Origin of the sequence: Synechococcus sp. PROS-7-1 (genome assembly GCF_014279795.1) — a bacterium.
In the GTDB taxonomy this organism is placed as follows: Bacteria; Cyanobacteriota; Cyanobacteriia; order PCC-6307; family Cyanobiaceae; genus Synechococcus_C.
The window spans coordinates 1,084,186-1,100,631 of the sequence record NZ_CP047945.1; the positions used below are offsets into that span (position 1 = coordinate 1,084,186).

Sequence of the window (16,446 nt, forward strand, 5' to 3'; positions counted from 1 at the left end):
TTGGCTGAACAGAAGCAGCGCTGCAATGACTGAACTGTTTCGCAGCACTCTTATTGCTCACGTTGCGTCACCAGATCCTTTCACAACACGTCTGTTCTGCTGTGCTTTCTGATGCCTGATCACCCCCGCCGAGACCGTTCACCAGCTGATGACGGCCTCTACCTCGTTCCCTATTGGGTACAAGGTGGACGCTTTTGGATCGTGATCCTGGCTGTGCTTGTTGGTGGAGGCGTGATCCTGCCGTTTTCCGCTGCTTGGTTCGGGCGTCGTGCGTTCTCCAGCGGTTTTGGTTACGGAGCGGCGGCCACCTTCTGTTCCTTGGTCAAGGACGACAAGCTGCTGTCCCCTGAGGTGGCAGCGTCCCAACTGCAGGAGCTGAAGGCCAGCTTCGCCAGAACCGGCGCGATCGATGACCGTCATTTTCAAGATGGAGTCAGCGAGGTCGTCACCGCCCTCGGTGATTGCGCGTTCCTCTCATCGCGCTGACGTCCGGTTCAGGCTTGCACGATCGGCACATCGCTCAGGCGGGTGGTGGCAGCGCGGCCGAGCTGCCCACGCCGCATCGTCCAGCTCGGATGCAGGCCGCAGGCGGCCCACTGAATGGTTCCCCGCCCATGGCGTTGGTTGAGCTGGTCGATGGTGCGCATCAGCACCTCCCGGCGTGCCTGGTCCACGGCGTTGCAGGGCACCAGCAGGTGGTGCTGCAGTTGCTCGGTGCCCTGCAGGTGCTGCATGAGAACTCCAGCTTTCGCTAGTTGCCGATGGGGTTGAAAGATGCGCTCTACCAGGGGAAGGGCTGCCTGCAGCAGCACTTGGGTGTCGTTGCTTGGTAGGTCGAGAGAAGTGCTGGCGCTCCGGCTGTAGAAGGCGGGTACGAACGGGCTGGTGCGGGTGTACACACTCAGGGCCGCGGCTCGTTGATTCTGCCGGCGTAGTTTCTCGGCCGCTCGCACCACATAGGTGGCCACGGCTTCGCGCAGCTCTTCCACACAGGTGACCGGCCGACTGAAGCTGCGGCTGACGCAGGTTTCCTGTTTGGGTGCCGGGGTGAGATCGAGGGGGAGACAGGCGTGACCTTGCAGTTCCTGTTGCAGACGTACTCCCACCACACCGGCTTTGGCACGCAGTGGGCCGCTGGCCATGTCGCGCAGCTCCCGCGCATTGCGGACGCCCCGCAGGCGACACCAGCGGGCCAGCTTGCGGCCGATTCCCCACACATCCTCGATGGCGATCGTCTCCAGCCAGCGATCCCTGTCGCCGCAGTCTCCGAGATCGAACAGGCCGGCATGGCTGGCCTCCACCTTCGCCAGGCGGTTCGCAAGCTTCGCTTGGCCTTTGCTCGCTCCCAGTCCGATGGCGATCGGTAGCCCCAGATTGCGCCGTGCCAGGGCTCGCATGCGTCGGCCCCATGGTCGTAAATCGCCAGTCGCAGGACGGCTGATGCGAGCGAAGGCCTCATCGATGGAATACACCTCGAGTTCTTCCACCTGGCTTTCCAGCAGGCTCATCAGCCGCTGACTCATGTCGGCATAGAGGGCGTAGTTGGAGCTGCGCACCACAACGCCCTGGGCCTCCAGCGCCTGCTTCGCCTTGAAGTAGGGGGTGCCCATGGCGATGCCGAGGGCCCGAGCTTCGGCGCTGCGGGCCACGATGCAGCCGTCGTTGTTGGACAGCACCACGACGGGGCGTCCCAGCAGGGACGGATCGAGGCTCTGTTCACAGGAGGCATAGAAATTGTTGGCGTCGATCAGGGCGGTGACCCGGCTCATGGTGTTTAGAGGGGGTGAATCACATGGATGGCCACACCCCAGATCTGCATGTCGCCACAGCCCTCCAGTTCCAGGGGGGGATAGTCGGGATTGGCGGCTTCCAGTCGCAGTCGACCGCGATGGCGTGCCAGGCGTTTGAGTGTGAAACCGCCATCGAGCACCGCCACCACGACCCGGCCTGGTCTGGGGTCGAGGCTGCGGTCCACCACCAGCAGATCGCCGTCGTGAATGCCGGCGCCGGTCATGGAATCGCCGCTCACTCTTAGAAAGAATGTGCTGGTGGGATGGCGGATCAGCTGGTCGTTGAGATCGATTCCTACCTCCACGTAATCGTCCGCGGGGGAGGGAAAGCCTGCGGCCACCCGTTCGCCAGCCAGGGGCAGGAGAAGCGGATGGCGCTGGGAGCGCAGGGGCAGCGGTACTGGGCTGAAGGAGTGATCGAACGCCACAGAAGCGCAACGAGCAAGGCAGGCTTCTAGATTAGTACAGATGTTCTAATTGTCTGGGTTTGGGCGTTGCCCCAGGGTCTGGCGGATGCATGCAGCAAGCCCGGCAGCAATCAGCGCCTGAGCCTGGGCATCGAAGTGAACACCATCCAGGGACGAGGGATTGGCCACGGGCTGCACGTCGAAACAGGTCACGTCAAGTTCAGCGGCCAGTCGGTGGTAGTGCTCGGCCACGTCCTTGGATTTCAGCGCGGCCCCCTCGAATCCCCAGGCCAACGACTGGCTGGTGATCAGCACAGCCGGTGGCGTCATCAGGATGATCTGCGGTGCGGTGTGTTCTTGAAGGCGGGGACCGCAGTTCAGGGCCCGGCGGGTGTCGTGAATCAGGATGCGAGCACCTGCCGCGATCTGAGCGGCGGAGAGATTGAGATAGCCCTTGCAGTCGTTGCACCCCAGGGCAAGGATCACCACATCGATTGGTTTGTGGCTGTGCAGAGCCGTCATTAAGTCGGCCCGTCCGTTGCAGCTGTAGTCGCCGCCGTAGTTCGCGGCTCCGATGGGATCGTCGTGCAGCCAGGTGCGGGAATTGAGTCCTTCCTCCGCGGTTCGCCAGGGGAGTGCAGGCCTGGTTCGGTTCAGAGCATGCTCCAGCTGATTCGGCCATCGCGTTGACTGCGGAAAGCGCCCGCTGCCATCCGGGTTGAATCCCCAGGTGTTGGAGTCGCCAAAGCAGAGGACGGTTCGGGGGTCCTGGATGGTCGCTGGCATCGATGGTGTGGACGCACGTCCTTTCAGTTCAGCGACGACTTGGGTTGGCTGCCAACGCGGTTCCGATCAGTGAGGATGCCCGGACTGCATGCGCTCCAATGGCTGAGACTCCTTACCTCGTGGCTTTGGCCCTGATCGAACAGGGAGGAGCGCGAGCGCTTCCCCTTGCGGGGCGTTCACTCAAGGCCGAGGAAGCCAGTGCTGATCAGCCAACCCAAGCAGCCCATGGCCTGGCTTTGGAGCTGTTGCTGCGTGTCTGGCAGCGCAGTGACGACAACGTTCTGAAGCGAGCCTGCGGAAACGAGAGTCTGCTGCTGGTGGAGCTGGCGATGGAGCGTTTGCCGGAGGACCTTCCGGCGTTGAAAGCAGCCTGGTTGAACAGCGGCGATACCGAGGCTTTCTGCACAGGTTTGCGGGCGATGAGCGGACGCGCCTGGACGATGAGCATCGCCAAATTTCAGCCAGTGACCCTCACGCCCTGGAGAGTCTGTGGTGGATCATGACCTCCTCGCTCAACCTGAATCGACAACCGGCCCTTGTGCCAGCTGATCTGCAGCTGCGGATGGAGGTGTTGCAGATTCGATAGACCACAGGCTCTAATTCTGGAGACTGGGCACAAAAGGGAGCTGCTCCATGGCCGATGAGATGGGTTCTGATCCCTGCGTGACACCCGAGCAGATCATGGGAGCGTCTCAGCAGAGCGCTGGAGGGCATCGCAAAGGAACCACCTCAGCGTTTTTTCTGAATGCGGAATGGGCGCTGCGCCAGCCGCAACGCACGGAGCATGACCGCCTACAGGCTGCTGCCTGTGAACGAATGCTGCGCCGCCAGATGGTCGACATCGTGCGTTCCAACGGCGTGGGTGATCTGTTCGACTGGCGTGATCAGGACATCGCCGAAATCTGCCGTCAGGAGCTCGAGCAGCGGGGCGGGGAAGCGGTGCAAGCCTTTGATGCTGACAATCGGGCGGCACTCGCCGCCGGTGATGTGTGTGGATTCACCGGTGAAGATCTCCTACCTGCGGATCAGGATTACGGAGCTTCAGCCGCCGCCACTGAGGTCAGCACCCACCGCTCCGATGCCTTGCTGCAAGAGCATCTGGAGCGTCAGAGAGGAGTGAGAAAAGGAACCTTCGGTGCATTCTGTGCCAACTACCGGCTGGCGCGGCAGCATCCCAACCCGGCGAGTTCCGCCGCTGCCGAAATGATGCGCGAGCTGTTGCCCCACGTCCGTCAGCTGGGGTATCTGCGATGGTGGCGCTGCCGGGATGCCTGGGCAGACGCGTTGGCTGCGGATGCATGAGCTGAAGACCATTCATGCCCGGTGGTACGGGCTGCCTTGAAGAATGGCCTGAGCCCGGAACAGCTGTTCGAGCAGCAGCAGCCGGGCCAGTTCATGGGGGAAGGTCATCGGTGAGAGGCTCAGTTGCCAGCGGGCGGCAGCTTTGAGTTCATCGGTGAGTCCATCGGCGCCGCCGATCACAAAAGCCAGGCGTTCATTGCCGAACTGGTCGAGTCGCGTGGCGAAGGGCACCGAGGCGAGGGTGTCACCCTGCTCCATCAGCATCACCGGGAGTTCATCGGATCGCAGAGCGGCACGGATCGCCTCCGCCTCCTTCTCTCTGCTGCTGTCCTTGAGTTCCACCACGGTGAGCCCAGGGAGTCGTTTGAGGTAGAGCTCCACCCCTTCCTGTACCCAAGCCTTGCGTACCTTGCCAACAGCAATGATCCGGCAGCGGGAGATGTTCATGCCGCGTCGTCGAGAATCCAGGTGTCCTTGAGGCTGCCGCCGCGGTTCAGATTCACGATTGAGGACCCAGGGGGTGCCACGCGGGTGAGCACTCCTGGAAGCACCTGGGGCGTATCTCCAAGCAAAGAGACGGGCCGGAGATCAACGGCGCAGTGTTGGAGCTGTTCCCCAATCAACGTCGGCAGGGTGTGCAGCACCTGCGCCGGTTGGGCGATGAAACGCTCAGGGTGTGCTTGCAGAGACGCCGCCATTGCATCGCATTCAGCTGCGGAGGCGGTTGGACCATGGAGCATGTCGAAACCTCCGGCACCGTCCACCGGCTTCACCACCATCTGCTTGAGCTGGTGAAGCACATGCTCCAGTTCTTTCGGTTCCCGGCAACTGAACGTTGGCACCTGCTCGATCAGGGCCTCTTCGCCGAGGTAGTAGCGAATCATGGCGCCAACGTGCCGATACAGGGCCTTGTCGCTGCCGATCCCGGCTCCAGGGAGATTGGCGATCTGCACGTTTCCGGCCGCGGCCACCCGTTTCAGGCCTGGCACGCCAAGCCAGGCACTGGATCCATCGGGCTCCATGCCGATGCGATCCTCATTGCGGCGATAGATCACATCCACCGGCAGCTTCTGTCCGTGTTGAAGGAGAAACACCTGGTTTTGATCGCAATGCAGATCCTCTGGGCGCGCCAGGGCAATCCCCATCGCTGCAGCCAGAAAGCGGTGCTCACTGATCTCGGTGCTCACGGTGCTGGGGGTGAGCAACACGATCAGCGGATCATCCTGATAGGGGCAGAGCTGATGCAGTGCAGCGCGGAGCTGCTGCAGACCCTGCAGAACTGGACGCGGTTGATGCGCCGCGTTCTTCGCGAGTCCGGCCGTCCAGGAGGCCTCTCGGATGCCCACGGCGTAGCCATGGCCTCCGACCCGGCGGAGGTTGTCTTCCAGAACCCGCCAGCCCTGCTGGCGGCCACCGATCAAATCCAACCCGTTGATCAGACACCAGCAATGGTCTGGTGAAAAGAGACCTTGAAGGTCGGACTGCCAGAGCGGAGATCCTTCGATTTCTTCTCTGGCGATGACGCCGTCCTGGAGGATCAGTTGGCGGCTGTAAACGTCGGCAACGAAGCAATTGATGGCCCGGTGACGCTGCGAAATGCCTGCGCAGAGTCCGTCCCAGTCCGCTCCATGAATCACCCTGGGCCAGGGGTCATAAGGAACCACACTGTCCTTGATCTGGACCCCATGCCTTGTGAGGTGGTCTTGGCCAGAGACCTGAAGCTCCTGCCATTCTTTCAATGCGATCTGCTGGAGGGTGGTGTGGATGGCCTCAGCCGGCGTCATCGTCTTCGAGCAGAAGCTGCCCGAACGCCACATACAGGCTTTCCTCTTCGCTGCCGGGAGTCACGGCGGGCCGTTGAGGACGGGTGTTTTTTCCTGGGCCAGCGTTGCGAGCAGCTGCAGGAGCTGGTGGCAGAGCCGCCTCATGGGGTGAAGAGCTGTGTGTTGTTCCTCGCGGCTGTTGCCGGCGTTTTGCTTCGGCTTTGGTCTCCGCTTGGCGAAGGCGATCCATCAGATGCTCAGGAACGGAGCCATCGGCGCTGACCTTCATCAGCTCGTGGAACAGAACCTGGGGGTTCTCTTCGGTTTCCACCTTGTGGCGCCGCTCGCTGGCGCGCGAGGCATCTTTGGGCTTCTCTGCGGGGGTTGGCAGCGATTGCGGCAATTCCCGGCCCAGTTTCTTTAGCCTTTCGAGGCTGCGAGGGTCAAAGCTCATCAGCAGCCCAGGGTGTCGCGGGTGTCCCGTCCAGTCACGGGGTTGGTGCCCTCTGCCGCTGCACAAAGGGTTTTGAGCACATCACCACGCAAGGGCACGTTCGTGAAGTCAGCGCCGCTGATCGTCACGTCGATGAAACGGGTGTTGAACGCGAAGGCGTCTTCCAGAACGGCATCGGTGAGATCCGTGCCGTTGAGCACGGCGGAATCCAGCGTGGCGTCGCGGAGATTGGTGCGGCTGAGATTGGCGTCCTGCAGCTTGGCGCCGTACAAGCTGGCCCCTTGCAGGTCACTGCCAGAGAGATCAGCCTCGCGCAGGTTGGTGAGGTTGAAGGTCACCCCCTGCATGTCCCGGTTGGAGAAATCAGCTCCGATCAGCACCTGTTTGGCGTAATCCATCGCTGCCTCAGCGGAGGGAAGCAGGAGGCCGAACACCAGCCACAAGGCAAGCAGTGGAGCCAGCAGACGGCGTTGCATGAGTCAGAAACGGGCTCGACCTCAGCCTAAGCGGCCTGAGGCGTGGAGCCTTCACGCCCTGATGACTTTTTCAATGCGGTCAAGCCGCTCCTCGCGGGATCCCCAAAGTTCGATCAGTTGCGGTGCGTTCAGCGAGGGCATCACATTGAATCGCTGGTCGCGGTAGATCTGTTTGAAAATGGCATCAACCTCACTGCGGTAGGGCAGGTCAATAGGGCGAATTCCATCGTCTTCCATCTCCACAGGCCATTGGTCGCTGATGGGGATGAAAACGATTAGATCCAGGTTCTGAAGTGTGTTTCTCACCCTGGGAACCATGGCTTCAACGAATGCATCGTTGATGTCAGTGGTGCCGTAGTCGGCGGTGTATTGCGAGTATGCGATGTAATCCACTGGCGCGCGATCGAAGATCACGCATTCGTCGCTGGATTGATAGGCATTCACTCGGCTGGCGTTGTAATACATCTGAATGCCGTTATGGAGGCGATTGCATTCCTGGCGAAATTGGATGTCATAGCCCTCGCTGTGAAGCGCTCGAAAGGGCTCCTCCTCGCGCATGTAGTGAGGATGCCGTTTCACCCAATCCCAAACCAATGTGCTTTTTCCCTGGGAATGGGCTCCGCTGATCGCGATTCGCACGTGCATTGGCTGCCTTTGCGCTCTTCTAGCGCTGAATCGAAGATGTGGCCGCTCGGCCTCTCACTCAGGCAGCAGCTGTTGGGACATATGCGTTGGCAGTGCTGCTGCCTTAGGAGGCTGAACTATCTCAGCAAGACTGACAACTGCTGACGCTTGAGCCATCATATGGTTTCAAGTTACATTCAACAATGGTGCAAGATCAGCTGAAAGCGGTTCGTGACAGACTGATGACAGAGGGCAATGAGGATCGAAAGCAATCCATCTACAACGCCCTCGTGGAAGATGCGGAGCGTGGCGCCAATATGATTCTTGATTTTGCAAAAGAAAAAGAACTTGAGCTCGATGCAAGCCCTGAAGATATTGTTCAAGCGATACGAGATATCGGTCAACAATCACTGGACGACGAGGATATTGAGCTCTCCCAAGAAGAGCTAGCAAATGTCAGTGGCGGCGCCTGGTTTTTAGCAGCATTTCTGGTTAAGGGCTTCTTCGCGGGGGCAGGCTTTTGGGCTTCAGGCAAATCTGTCGGCGTTTGGTAGTGGTCTAAAAAACCAGGAGCTCTTGATTCATTTGCTCGAATCCATAATCCAATCAATCGCGCGTTGCCAGCGTTTCTTATTGCCCGTCAGCAATGGCGGGTTTTTTTGCCACTACGGTTGTGCTGAAGACTCACGGGCTGTCCACAGCTACAAAGGAGTCACGCTGCGGTTTCCTTGATGGCAACACTGGACGAGTTCAAGGCACTGCGTGATGGAGTGTCCATAGAGGTTCAAGGGGAGCTGTTCAAGCTGATGACCTCAGACCCTGATGCCTCCATCCGTCGCATGGTGGAGATCGCAGCAGAGAAAGGGATGACGGTGATCTCTGCTGAGGTGCGTGGCTTTCTGAGGCAGATGGATGACGATGACGAGTTCGACGATATTGAGCTGGATGCCGTTGCTCTCGCTGCCATTGCTGGTGGCAGAGGTCAAACGAGCTGCTGCCAAGAGGAAGCGCATGACGAGCCATGGGGGCGTTGCCCTGGCATGCGTCCGATGAGGAAATGGCTGTTTGGTGGTTGATGACAACCGAGACACCAGTGCGAAAATGAGCGGACTGCAGCATCACCCATGAGCGAGTCGTCTCAGGTCAAAACCGTCATTGACCAGTTGCTCACCGATGAGTATGAAGACCTACGCAAGAGCGTGATGGCTGCGTATCTGGAAGATGACAAGCGTGGTGCAGATCTGATCATCGCCTTTGGTGCCAAGCAAGGCATCACCCTCAATCAAGATGAAGTGATTGCTTTCATCGATGAGATGGACGAAGACGAGTTTGATATTGAACTAACGCCAGAGATGCTGACGAGTATTGCTGGTGGGGGTGGCAAGGATTGTCATTGCCAAGAGGAAGCGCACGACGAGCCCTGGGGGCGTTGCCCTGGCATGCGTCCGATGCGCAAGTGGTTATTCGGTGCTAACCCTGTCCCATCTAGGAGCTGAACCCATGTCAAAAGAACAGCTTGATGCCGTCAAAGAGCAGCTTCTGTCTAAGGAGAACGAATCACTCAAGCAGTCTGTCTTCAGTGCCTACCTGGAAGAGCCTGAGCGTGGCGCCAACATGATTATCGCCTTCGCTACAGATAAGGGACTCAAATTAGATGCAACATCGACCGAGGTTGTTGATTACCTGGAGAACCTGGACGACGACGACATTGATATCGAAATAACACCAGAGATGTTGACAAGCGTATCGGGGGGCAAGAGTAGGAGGTTTTCGGGGCAACCTAATTGAAGCTCCTGAAAACAGCTCCTGTGCAGTGCAAGGAATGTTAGGTAACAGCCTATCCCTTTGAGCTCCTGCAACCACAGGGGCTTTTTATTTCTTCAGTCACCACAAAAAGCTCATAAATCAGCCATCAATAGTTGTCATATTTCCGACGCTTAAGCAGTTATTCGGTCAGCAGCCTGTCGCTAAGAGTTAATTCATCACTCGACAAAACATTCACCCCGTCGCAATGGTGGGTTTTTTGTTGCATGCTGACAACGTTGCCGACGATTGCTAAAAACAGGCTGTAGCTCCACCTATTCCCATGTCAGAAGAGCAACTCAAAGCCTTCCTGGAAGCCGTCAAGGCTGATGCAGGTCTTCAGGAGAAGTTGAAGGCGGCAGGTGATGCCGATGCCGTCGTAACGATTGCCAAGGCTGCAGGCTTTGTGATTTCAGCTGAGGAGCTAAAGAAATCTCAGGCAGAGATTTCAGAAGAGGAGCTTGAAGGCGTGGCTGGTGGTGGGAGTGAATGTGGGTGTTTGGGAACCAGTATGTGTTTGAACCCTGCTTGTGTTGGAACCCAGGCAGCCTAATCCTAAAAAGCCCCTGCAATCACAGGGGCTTTTTATTTCTACATCCACCCTCAACCAGCCCCAAACGGCTTCCGATACCTGGCACAATTTTCGTCAATTAAGTAACAGTAGTGCGTCAGCAATGGCGGGAAAACATATTGCTGGCAGCCATAGAAAATTCTATGGAATAGCTTTAACCGAACAGTTTGGATAACTTTTTTTAATTTTTCCAATTGCTATATTAAAAGCAATCTTTGCAATTTGTTTTCTATGTTCTGTCTTTCCGTGAACTCTTGGTTGTTCAGAAAGCATCTCTGGTGTTACTCCGCTGGCTTGCTCTAGCCTGCAAAGATACGAATAGTGGGCTACTGCAGAAAAATGAATTGCCATTGCATCGCAGGCGTTATTTGCTTCTTCTGAGGCCTTGCAGGGTTGAGTGATTTCTTTAAATGTTTGAGATGCCTGAACTGGTGGAGTTGAACCAGCTAGCAGTAGACCAAGAGATACAAAGCAAGCCTTGGCTAGTCGTGGCACTTGTATATGATTATCTACTTTAATTTTAGTCTGATCGCCCTGTGTTGACAACTAGATCACCCTGAGCCCCTTTTATGTGCCTCTGTATTGAATGGTAGCCCTTGTGAACCCTTGCCCTTGTGTTGATTGTGTCGATACATCTCCCGATAAAACACTCACCAGCCCCGTCAGCAATGGCGGGTTTTTTTGTTGCTCCCTCAGTTGGCGGAGGCAGACGGCTGAAATCGGGCAAATAAATGGCTCTGTTGGGGGATTTGCTTTCCAGCGAGAACGGCGATGGTGTGTTCACGGGGCGAGAGTCCCACACATCACAAGTTAGGCAATGACCCAATCACTCAAACCTCAAGTAAAGCAACTTAGTCGAGCTCAGCTCGAAGAGTTTATAGTAACTAGCGCCGTTACCTTGGAGGAAGCCCGCAAAAATGAAGGCTTCAATCTCGGTGAAGCCGTTTACATTTCCGTCAAGATGTTCTGGGACTTTTCGGAATCAATGAAATGTTCAGGTCTGCCTAAACCCTTCTGTATGAATAGTAAAAACGAGGATGGTGGCTGGAACTTCAGCTGGGGCCTGGACAACCCAATCACTGGCGAAAGCACGCGTAGTTGCTTCTACACCATTTACCCCAACGGTTCGGTGAAGTGCCGTGAGTATCCCGGCGACACCATCTTCATCGGCGGGGTGGTTGATGCCTGGAACCTTGCGTGCGTCATTATTAGTGACTTGGTTCAAAGCCATGACTGGGACAAGCAAGAGACAGCAGACCGCCTGTGTTCATTTATGCAGCAACTACAGAGCGATGCTGGATGAGTAGCCGTCAGTCGGGAAGCCTGAAGCCACTGGTTTGGGAGAATACTGAAGGCTGAAAGCAATACAAGACCCGCAAGGGAAAAGCAGGGGGCGTTGATGTTGTCGCTATCGATCTCCCGACAAAACATTCACCCCGTCGTAATGGCGGGGTTTTTAGATTCCAGCCTTAATCGCTTTAATCACTGCCTGCGTGCGGTCTTTGACGCCCATCTTTCCAATGATTGAACTGACGTGAGTTTTCACTGTCTCTGCGCTCACAAACAAAGTGTCAGCAATCTCTTTGTTGGTCATCCCGCAGGACAGGACTTTCAGTACCTCCATCTCTCGATCAGACAATTCAGGCAAAAGCTCAATGCCCTCATAGCCCGCCGCCGTCTGAACGTCCTTTGGGTAGTAGTTCCCGCCTTCGGCAATGGCTGACAGGGATCTGATGAAATCACCATCGACACCTTTTCCCAAGGAGCTGACGAACATCACGCCCTCTGCAAAGGCATCCAAGGCTTCTCGCACAACAGCCTGCGTCTCTCGGTGGAGGAACACCAAGGTTCTTGTCTTAGGGCTGAACTCCTTAACGTGTCTTGCAAGGCTGAGGCCGTAGCCCTGCTCAAGGTTTTCAGTGACGAACAAGAGGTCAGGGCTTTTCTGATTGCAAGCATCAGCTGCCTCATCTTGAGTGGTGTAAGCCCCTATCAAGGTTTCGCTGACGACAGGAACAAGACTGAAGGACGCAAGGGTCAGGAGGTCGCCCATACAAGCCACCGCCGTCTTTCCAGCCAAATAAGGCTTGCCCTGGTCAAAGGCTGATCGGATCTGAGCGGAACGAAGCGGAAACTCCATACCAGGCTTTGTGTCTCACCCATTGTGACCAGTGAATTGGCTTCAGGACAGCACTTTTGGGTGATGTGGATGGAGGGGTGGAACGGCGATGGTGAAGAGGTCCAGGAGGGATGACCTCCACAACACCTAATTCAAATGAAACTCTTCAACGCAATCGCAGCAGCAACAATCTTGGGAGCATCTTTCTTCGCAACCACTAGTGCAAGGGCAGATTATTATAACTACAACTCCAATCGCGTTGGAAATCATACTTATACTAACGGATATGGCTCTAACGGTTATAGCTACAATGGCTCTAGTTCTCGCGTAGGAAACACAACCTTCTTTAATGGACGTGATAGTTATGGCAATAGCTACAACGGATCATGCAGCAAAATTGGAAATATCACGACTTGCTCTTCATACTGACAATGCTGGGAAGCCTGAAGCCTGAAGCCTGAAGCCTGAAGCCTGAAGCCTGAAGCCTGAAGCCTGAAGCCTGAAGCCTGAGGGCTGAAAGCTATACAAGACCCGACAAGGGGAAAGCAGGGGGCGTAGGTGTCGCTATCGATCTCCCGACAAAACATTCACCCCGTCAGCAATGGCGGGGTTTTTTGTTGCAGCGGGGAATGCTTTCAGCAGTTCTCAGAGCGAAATGCGCGTGGTCCCTGACCACGACCAGAACAATGCCCCAGCTTTTGCCGGTGCCCCTGGCACTGATGACGCAAAGGTCATCGCCAAAGGGAGCATCGAGCATCAAGGTCTGCGTAAAGGTGGGCTCCCTAATCACTGCGGTGGGTGCTGAAGTGGTGGGAGAGACAACCATCAGATGAGGTCCGCTTTATCGGTGCTGGTGCTGCTGGGCCTGGCCACCGGCACTGCCGCTCAAGCCAGAACCAACGCAGAGAATCAGGCGCTACGTGCTCTGTGCCCAATTGGTCTCAAGGCCAAAGGCGTGTCGGGGCGCTGGGGCAATGAGCGCATCAATGCCGCAATCGCCACGATCGGCTTCGGCAACAAATGGCCCGACGGCGCACAGGCCACTGCCTACAAGCTCTGTAATTACGGCGGGTATCTCAAATGAGCTGATCGCAGCTGGCTGCAGTGCGACCTGCTGTTCTGCTGGTGCTGCCTTCTTTGCCATACCCCAGTCTGTCGAGGCGAAACAGAACACTTTTCAGCGGGGAATGCTTTCAGCAGTTGCACCCGAAAAATGAAATGACCCTCGACCTCAGATAGCCATTGCGCTGCTGCAGGAGCTGCTCCTCGCACTGCGTGACAACGACTCCAAGGCCTTCAAGGCGTGGCTGTCTCTAGGCATCGAACGGCTTGGAGAGCCTGTTGTGATTGAGCTGATGTGTGATGGGCTGGACCCAATCCTCACGACAGACGAAGCGGACAGGCTGGTGGGTTGGCACCTGGGGGTCAGCCTCTAGCCCATGGGGGGAGGAGGGCGGCTGAAATCGGGTGGATTTATCCCCCAGTTGGGGGATGTGGAGCGCAGGAGCGAGAGTGAATGATGCATTGGTGAGGAAAACCTTAAAAAACCCTGATTCTCTGAGCGAGATGACGGCTTTACGAGGTATGCGATTGAGCATTTCTGCTCTCGCATCAAACATTCCCCTTCATTGCTTGCTGCCATGGCTACCTACACACTTGAATATGGAACTGATCGAACTGATGACCGCGTCAGTGATTCGCGTTATTCCGCCACAGCAATTCAAGCTAACAACACTTATGTTGCATCAATTCAGAATCCCAGATACCGCTACTGGAGTGGCCATGGTTATCGCTACGCGTATGACTACGACAGGGACTACTTCAAGGTAAGTGTTACCAAAGGAAATAGCTACGAGATCAACTACGATCCAAGTAATTTGCGGACCTCTTACATTAGGCTTACCGATGACAGGGGTACAACTCTTAGAATGGATGACAACTCTTATGCATCGAGTTATATCTCATCTTACAGGGACAAGACTTTTAATTTCACTGCCGACTATACTGGAGATTTGATCATTGATGTTGATGGCTATAGCTCTTACTACGGGAATTATAGAATTGGCGTAAATGAAACGGTCCCCGCCCAGTTCGGTCAGGGAATAAATTTAAATATTGATATTGATAGCAGTGACGGAGCGGTTGTTGGAGGTGGTCCCAGCTCAACAACTATCGGGGGCAATCAAGTTAATGGTAGTAATACAGAGACCAATACAACTATCAACCAAGATATTAGCGGTGGTCAAAATGTGGTGGGGGGAGGTCCCGGTTCGTCGACAAATGGTGTCACTGGAGATAATAGTAATATCAATAACGTAAATGGAGACAACAACACGATCAACAACGGAGATGTCACGATTGCTATCGGCAGTAATAATTCGCAAGTTCTTACATTTGATGCGAGCACGACAAGCCTTGCTCAGTTGATCCAAGGTCAAGGCATTAGCGACATAACAGGACAGAAAGCAGTGCTCAGCGCTCCTGGTTGGCAAAGTGAGCTGCCTGTTAACCGAGTTGCTAATTCCAATGAGTCATTGCTGATGGCCAGGCAACTTGCCATTCTTGGCGGAACAACTCCATCTCAACAATCCATCCAAGTTGAATCTTCCCTCTTGAATGGTGGCAGCTCATCGCAAACACTTCGAGGTCTTGCTGGATGGGACGTCATTGACGGTGGTGCTGGTAATGACAGCATCCGTGGCGGCAATGGACGTGACATCATTACTGGTGGCACTGGGCGAGATGAGCTTTGGGGCGACTTCGGCTGGAACACTTACCTAGCCAACGATGATGGCAGTAAAGATTTAATTGTCATCAAATCTGATCAACTTCTTGAGAATTGGTGGTACGGGAAAGCAGGAAACAGCCCAAATGGGGAAAAGGCTGACATCATCACAGAGCTTGACGCATTTGATCAGATCAAAATTCTTGGTGCAGCAACAAATAAACTTAGCGTCCGCTCTGCATCAGCACATGGTCAACAAGGGCTTGGTATCTTTGCGAGCGGTTATTTAGAAGCTGTGTATACAGGTGACGATTTAAATTCGCAGCAACTTCTTGGCATGCTTTCTGGCGATAATTCCTCGGCGGTCATGGCGAATACCCAAGGTTTCTACGGTGTCTGACCGAAGGGTTCTACTTTGATCCATCAGCCCCGTCACAATGGCGGGGTTTTTTGTTGCCTGCTCGGTTGTGCTGAAGACTTACGGGTTATCCACAGCTACAAAGGAGTCACGCTGCGGTTTCCTTGATGGCAACACTGGACGAGTTCAAGGCACTGCGTGATGGAGTGTCCATAGAGGTTCAAGGGGAGCTGTTCAAGCTGATGACCTCAGACCCTGAGGCGTCCTTTCAGCGGATGGTGGAACTCGCTGTTGAACAAGACGTCACCCTCACACTGGATGAGGTGAAGGGCTTCCTCAAGCAGATGGATGAGGAAGACGAGTTTGACGATATTGAGCTGGATGCCGTGGCTCTCGCTGCCATTGCTGGTGGTAATGCTCAATTATCTCGCTGCTGACCTATGACGACCCTCAACGACTTCAAACAGCTACGCGCTTCTGTCTCCCCCGAAGTGCAAACCGAGCTGTATTCCCTGTTCACCTCAGACCCTGAGGCGTCGTTTCGGCGGATGGTCGAGATTGCCGCTGAGAAGGGTGTGACGCTCACCACTGAAGAGGTACGTGGCTTCCTGCTTCAAATGGACGAAGAGGAAGAGTTCGACGACATCGAGCTGGATGCCGTGGCTCTCGCTGCCATTGCTGGTGGTAGAGGTGGTGGGACCATGTGCTAATTGGAAGCCCACTGCCAGCCATGGGGGCGTTGCCCTGGCATGCGTCCGATGCGAAAATGGTTATTCGGTCAGCAGCCTGTCGCTAAGAGTTAATTAATCACTCGACTAAACATTCACCCCGTCACATTGTCGGGGTTTTTTGTTGCTAACTGACAACGTTGCCGACGATTGCTAAAAACAGGCTGTAGCTCCACACGTTCCCATGTCAGAAGAGCAACTCAAAGCTTTCCTGGAAGCCGTCAAGGCTGATGCTGGTCTTCAGGAGAAGCTGAAGGCAGCAAAAGATGCTGATGCCGTCGTAACGATTGCCAAGGCAGCGGGCTTTGTGATTTCAGCTGAGGAGCTGAAGAAATCTCAGGCAAAGATTTCCGATGAGGAGCTGGAAGGCGTGGCTGGGGGCACCTGCTGGTGTACGAATGCGGCACCTGGGTGGAGTTGGTGATTATTTTATCCGTAATCCCTTCAAGCCCCTGTCGCCACAGGGGCTTTTTATTTCTTCATCCACCCTAACCAGCTCACAACGGCTTCCAATACCTGGCACCATTGCATTCAACGCAG

The 16,446-nt window shown here is 55.7% G+C and carries 25 protein-coding genes; 14 read left to right on the forward strand and 11 right to left on the reverse strand.

Going from position 1 to position 16,446, the window contains the following annotated elements; translation table 11 throughout:
* Positions 1 to 111 precede the first annotated feature (111 nt).
* Positions 112 to 486: a hypothetical protein gene (locus SynPROS71_RS05915; RefSeq protein ID WP_186597384.1), complete on the forward strand. Its 375-nt coding sequence runs from the start codon at positions 112 to 114 to the stop codon at positions 484 to 486.
* Positions 487 to 494: 8 nt separating this feature from the next.
* Here the strand turns inward: SynPROS71_RS05915 and SynPROS71_RS05920 are convergent, their stop codons facing one another.
* The 3 genes from SynPROS71_RS05920 to SynPROS71_RS05930 are packed head-to-tail and all read right to left on the reverse strand — an operon-like array spanning position 495 to position 2,983.
* Entirely contained in the window at positions 495 to 1,769 is a 1,275-nt protein-coding gene (locus SynPROS71_RS05920; RefSeq protein WP_186597386.1) for a Y-family DNA polymerase, read from the reverse strand.
* A 5-nt stretch (positions 1,770 to 1,774) separates the two neighbouring features.
* A complete protein-coding gene (locus SynPROS71_RS05925; protein WP_186597388.1) occupies positions 1,775 to 2,218 on the reverse strand; it encodes a LexA family transcriptional regulator in 444 nt (147 codons plus the stop codon).
* Positions 2,219 to 2,263: 45 nt separating this feature from the next.
* Positions 2,264 to 2,983 (reverse strand): SGNH/GDSL hydrolase family protein, encoded by a 720-nt coding sequence (locus SynPROS71_RS05930; RefSeq protein WP_186597390.1) that lies wholly within the window; start codon positions 2,981 to 2,983, stop codon positions 2,264 to 2,266.
* Between the two features lie 98 nt (positions 2,984 to 3,081).
* Here SynPROS71_RS05930 and SynPROS71_RS05935 point away from each other — a divergent pair, with 98 nt between their 5' ends.
* The gene (locus tag SynPROS71_RS05935; RefSeq protein ID WP_186597392.1) at positions 3,082 to 3,486 is read left to right on the forward strand and encodes a hypothetical protein; all 405 of its coding nucleotides are present in this window, start codon (positions 3,082 to 3,084) and stop codon (positions 3,484 to 3,486) included.
* 130 nt (positions 3,487 to 3,616) lie between these two features.
* On the forward strand, positions 3,617 to 4,285 hold the full coding sequence (locus tag SynPROS71_RS05940; protein ID WP_186597394.1) for a hypothetical protein: 669 nt from the start codon (positions 3,617 to 3,619) through the stop codon (positions 4,283 to 4,285).
* 12 nt (positions 4,286 to 4,297) lie between these two features.
* On the opposite strand, the gene SynPROS71_RS05945 is transcribed toward SynPROS71_RS05940, so the two are convergent.
* Genes SynPROS71_RS05945 through SynPROS71_RS05965 form a run of 5 tightly spaced genes read right to left on the reverse strand, consistent with a single transcriptional unit; the run spans position 4,298 to position 7,623 of the window.
* A complete protein-coding gene (locus SynPROS71_RS05945; protein WP_186597395.1) occupies positions 4,298 to 4,732 on the reverse strand; it encodes a 23S rRNA (pseudouridine(1915)-N(3))-methyltransferase RlmH in 435 nt (144 codons plus the stop codon).
* On the reverse strand, positions 4,729 to 6,069 hold the full coding sequence (locus SynPROS71_RS05950; RefSeq protein ID WP_186597397.1) for a circularly permuted type 2 ATP-grasp protein: 1,341 nt from the start codon (positions 6,067 to 6,069) through the stop codon (positions 4,729 to 4,731). The genes SynPROS71_RS05945 and SynPROS71_RS05950 overlap by 4 nt, the downstream gene beginning before the upstream one ends.
* A complete protein-coding gene (locus tag SynPROS71_RS05955) occupies positions 6,056 to 6,502 on the reverse strand; it encodes a hypothetical protein (protein WP_186597399.1) in 447 nt (148 codons plus the stop codon). Before SynPROS71_RS05955 ends, SynPROS71_RS05950 begins: the two co-directional genes overlap by 14 nt.
* Positions 6,502 to 6,978, reverse strand: coding sequence for a pentapeptide repeat-containing protein (locus tag SynPROS71_RS05960; protein WP_011932996.1), 477 nt, complete (start codon positions 6,976 to 6,978; stop codon positions 6,502 to 6,504). Before SynPROS71_RS05960 ends, SynPROS71_RS05955 begins: the two co-directional genes overlap by 1 nt.
* A 51-nt stretch (positions 6,979 to 7,029) precedes the next feature.
* On the reverse strand, positions 7,030 to 7,623 hold the full coding sequence (locus SynPROS71_RS05965) for an AAA family ATPase (RefSeq protein ID WP_186597401.1): 594 nt from the start codon (positions 7,621 to 7,623) through the stop codon (positions 7,030 to 7,032).
* Positions 7,624 to 7,805: 182 nt separating this feature from the next.
* On the opposite strand from SynPROS71_RS05965, the gene SynPROS71_RS05970 reads away from it, so the two are divergent.
* From SynPROS71_RS05970 to SynPROS71_RS05990, 5 genes are all read left to right on the forward strand, one after another.
* Entirely contained in the window at positions 7,806 to 8,156 is a 351-nt protein-coding gene (locus SynPROS71_RS05970) for a hypothetical protein (RefSeq protein WP_186597403.1), read from the forward strand.
* 177 nt (positions 8,157 to 8,333) lie between these two features.
* Entirely contained in the window at positions 8,334 to 8,678 is a 345-nt protein-coding gene (locus tag SynPROS71_RS05975; RefSeq protein ID WP_186597405.1) for a hypothetical protein, read from the forward strand.
* A gap of 48 nt (positions 8,679 to 8,726) precedes the next feature.
* Positions 8,727 to 9,098, forward strand: coding sequence for a hypothetical protein (locus tag SynPROS71_RS05980; RefSeq protein ID WP_186597407.1), 372 nt, complete (start codon positions 8,727 to 8,729; stop codon positions 9,096 to 9,098).
* 4 nt (positions 9,099 to 9,102) lie between these two features.
* Positions 9,103 to 9,390: a hypothetical protein gene (locus SynPROS71_RS05985; protein ID WP_186597409.1), complete on the forward strand. Its 288-nt coding sequence runs from the start codon at positions 9,103 to 9,105 to the stop codon at positions 9,388 to 9,390.
* A 298-nt stretch (positions 9,391 to 9,688) separates the two neighbouring features.
* The gene (locus SynPROS71_RS05990) at positions 9,689 to 9,958 is read left to right on the forward strand and encodes a Nif11-like leader peptide family natural product precursor (protein ID WP_186597411.1); all 270 of its coding nucleotides are present in this window, start codon (positions 9,689 to 9,691) and stop codon (positions 9,956 to 9,958) included.
* A 159-nt stretch (positions 9,959 to 10,117) separates the two neighbouring features.
* On the opposite strand, the gene SynPROS71_RS05995 is transcribed toward SynPROS71_RS05990, so the two are convergent.
* Complete coding sequence (locus tag SynPROS71_RS05995; protein WP_186597413.1) at positions 10,118 to 10,522, reverse strand: hypothetical protein; 405 nt, start codon at positions 10,520 to 10,522, stop codon at positions 10,118 to 10,120.
* A gap of 271 nt (positions 10,523 to 10,793) precedes the next feature.
* Between SynPROS71_RS05995 and SynPROS71_RS06000 the strand changes: the two genes are divergently transcribed.
* Positions 10,794 to 11,279, forward strand: a complete 486-nt coding sequence (locus SynPROS71_RS06000) for a hypothetical protein (protein ID WP_186597415.1) — start codon at positions 10,794 to 10,796, stop codon at positions 11,277 to 11,279.
* 153 nt (positions 11,280 to 11,432) lie between these two features.
* On the opposite strand, the gene SynPROS71_RS06005 is transcribed toward SynPROS71_RS06000, so the two are convergent.
* Positions 11,433 to 12,116, reverse strand: a complete 684-nt coding sequence (locus SynPROS71_RS06005; RefSeq protein WP_186597417.1) for a response regulator transcription factor — start codon at positions 12,114 to 12,116, stop codon at positions 11,433 to 11,435.
* A gap of 574 nt (positions 12,117 to 12,690) precedes the next feature.
* Positions 12,691 to 12,921 (reverse strand): hypothetical protein, encoded by a 231-nt coding sequence (locus SynPROS71_RS06010; RefSeq protein WP_186597419.1) that lies wholly within the window; start codon positions 12,919 to 12,921, stop codon positions 12,691 to 12,693.
* Positions 12,922 to 12,924: 3 nt separating this feature from the next.
* On the opposite strand from SynPROS71_RS06010, the gene SynPROS71_RS06015 reads away from it, so the two are divergent.
* From SynPROS71_RS06015 to SynPROS71_RS06035, 5 genes are all read left to right on the forward strand, one after another.
* Entirely contained in the window at positions 12,925 to 13,179 is a 255-nt protein-coding gene (locus tag SynPROS71_RS06015; RefSeq protein WP_186597421.1) for a hypothetical protein, read from the forward strand.
* A 556-nt stretch (positions 13,180 to 13,735) separates the two neighbouring features.
* A complete protein-coding gene (locus tag SynPROS71_RS06020; RefSeq protein WP_186597423.1) occupies positions 13,736 to 15,220 on the forward strand; it encodes a hypothetical protein in 1,485 nt (494 codons plus the stop codon).
* Between the two features lie 125 nt (positions 15,221 to 15,345).
* The gene (locus tag SynPROS71_RS06025; protein ID WP_186597425.1) at positions 15,346 to 15,615 is read left to right on the forward strand and encodes a hypothetical protein; all 270 of its coding nucleotides are present in this window, start codon (positions 15,346 to 15,348) and stop codon (positions 15,613 to 15,615) included.
* Between the two features lie 3 nt (positions 15,616 to 15,618).
* Positions 15,619 to 15,888, forward strand: a complete 270-nt coding sequence (locus SynPROS71_RS06030) for a hypothetical protein (RefSeq protein WP_186597427.1) — start codon at positions 15,619 to 15,621, stop codon at positions 15,886 to 15,888.
* A gap of 202 nt (positions 15,889 to 16,090) precedes the next feature.
* The gene (locus tag SynPROS71_RS06035) at positions 16,091 to 16,330 is read left to right on the forward strand and encodes a Nif11-like leader peptide family natural product precursor (protein WP_186597429.1); all 240 of its coding nucleotides are present in this window, start codon (positions 16,091 to 16,093) and stop codon (positions 16,328 to 16,330) included.
* The last annotated feature ends 116 nt before the right edge of the window (positions 16,331 to 16,446 follow it).

Bases quoted from the DNA above. Each gene is read 5' to 3' on its own strand.
- SynPROS71_RS05915 (WP_186597384.1), top strand. From the start codon at position 112: ATGCCTGATCACCCCCGCCGAGACCGTTCACCAGCTGATGACGGCCTC.
- SynPROS71_RS05920 (WP_186597386.1), bottom strand. From the start codon at position 1,769: ATGAGCCGGGTCACCGCCCTGATCGACGCCAACAATTTCTATGCCTCC.
- SynPROS71_RS05930 (WP_186597390.1), bottom strand. From the start codon at position 2,983: ATGCCAGCGACCATCCAGGACCCCCGAACCGTCCTCTGCTTTGGCGAC.
- SynPROS71_RS05935 (WP_186597392.1), top strand. From the start codon at position 3,082: ATGGCTGAGACTCCTTACCTCGTGGCTTTGGCCCTGATCGAACAGGGA.
- SynPROS71_RS05940 (WP_186597394.1), top strand. From the start codon at position 3,617: ATGGCCGATGAGATGGGTTCTGATCCCTGCGTGACACCCGAGCAGATC.
- SynPROS71_RS05945 (WP_186597395.1), bottom strand. From the start codon at position 4,732: ATGAACATCTCCCGCTGCCGGATCATTGCTGTTGGCAAGGTACGCAAG.
- SynPROS71_RS05950 (WP_186597397.1), bottom strand. From the start codon at position 6,069: ATGACGCCGGCTGAGGCCATCCACACCACCCTCCAGCAGATCGCATTG.
- SynPROS71_RS05955 (WP_186597399.1), bottom strand. From the start codon at position 6,502: ATGAGCTTTGACCCTCGCAGCCTCGAAAGGCTAAAGAAACTGGGCCGG.
- SynPROS71_RS05960 (WP_011932996.1), bottom strand. From the start codon at position 6,978: ATGCAACGCCGTCTGCTGGCTCCACTGCTTGCCTTGTGGCTGGTGTTC.
- SynPROS71_RS05965 (WP_186597401.1), bottom strand. From the start codon at position 7,623: ATGCACGTGCGAATCGCGATCAGCGGAGCCCATTCCCAGGGAAAAAGC.
- SynPROS71_RS05970 (WP_186597403.1), top strand. From the start codon at position 7,806: ATGGTGCAAGATCAGCTGAAAGCGGTTCGTGACAGACTGATGACAGAG.
- SynPROS71_RS05975 (WP_186597405.1), top strand. From the start codon at position 8,334: ATGGCAACACTGGACGAGTTCAAGGCACTGCGTGATGGAGTGTCCATA.
- SynPROS71_RS05980 (WP_186597407.1), top strand. From the start codon at position 8,727: ATGAGCGAGTCGTCTCAGGTCAAAACCGTCATTGACCAGTTGCTCACC.
- SynPROS71_RS05985 (WP_186597409.1), top strand. From the start codon at position 9,103: ATGTCAAAAGAACAGCTTGATGCCGTCAAAGAGCAGCTTCTGTCTAAG.
- SynPROS71_RS05990 (WP_186597411.1), top strand. From the start codon at position 9,689: ATGTCAGAAGAGCAACTCAAAGCCTTCCTGGAAGCCGTCAAGGCTGAT.
- SynPROS71_RS06000 (WP_186597415.1), top strand. From the start codon at position 10,794: ATGACCCAATCACTCAAACCTCAAGTAAAGCAACTTAGTCGAGCTCAG.
- SynPROS71_RS06005 (WP_186597417.1), bottom strand. From the start codon at position 12,116: ATGGAGTTTCCGCTTCGTTCCGCTCAGATCCGATCAGCCTTTGACCAG.
- SynPROS71_RS06010 (WP_186597419.1), bottom strand. From the start codon at position 12,921: ATGGTTGTCTCTCCCACCACTTCAGCACCCACCGCAGTGATTAGGGAG.
- SynPROS71_RS06015 (WP_186597421.1), top strand. From the start codon at position 12,925: ATGAGGTCCGCTTTATCGGTGCTGGTGCTGCTGGGCCTGGCCACCGGC.
- SynPROS71_RS06020 (WP_186597423.1), top strand. From the start codon at position 13,736: ATGGCTACCTACACACTTGAATATGGAACTGATCGAACTGATGACCGC.
- SynPROS71_RS06025 (WP_186597425.1), top strand. From the start codon at position 15,346: ATGGCAACACTGGACGAGTTCAAGGCACTGCGTGATGGAGTGTCCATA.
- SynPROS71_RS06030 (WP_186597427.1), top strand. From the start codon at position 15,619: ATGACGACCCTCAACGACTTCAAACAGCTACGCGCTTCTGTCTCCCCC.
- SynPROS71_RS06035 (WP_186597429.1), top strand. From the start codon at position 16,091: ATGTCAGAAGAGCAACTCAAAGCTTTCCTGGAAGCCGTCAAGGCTGAT.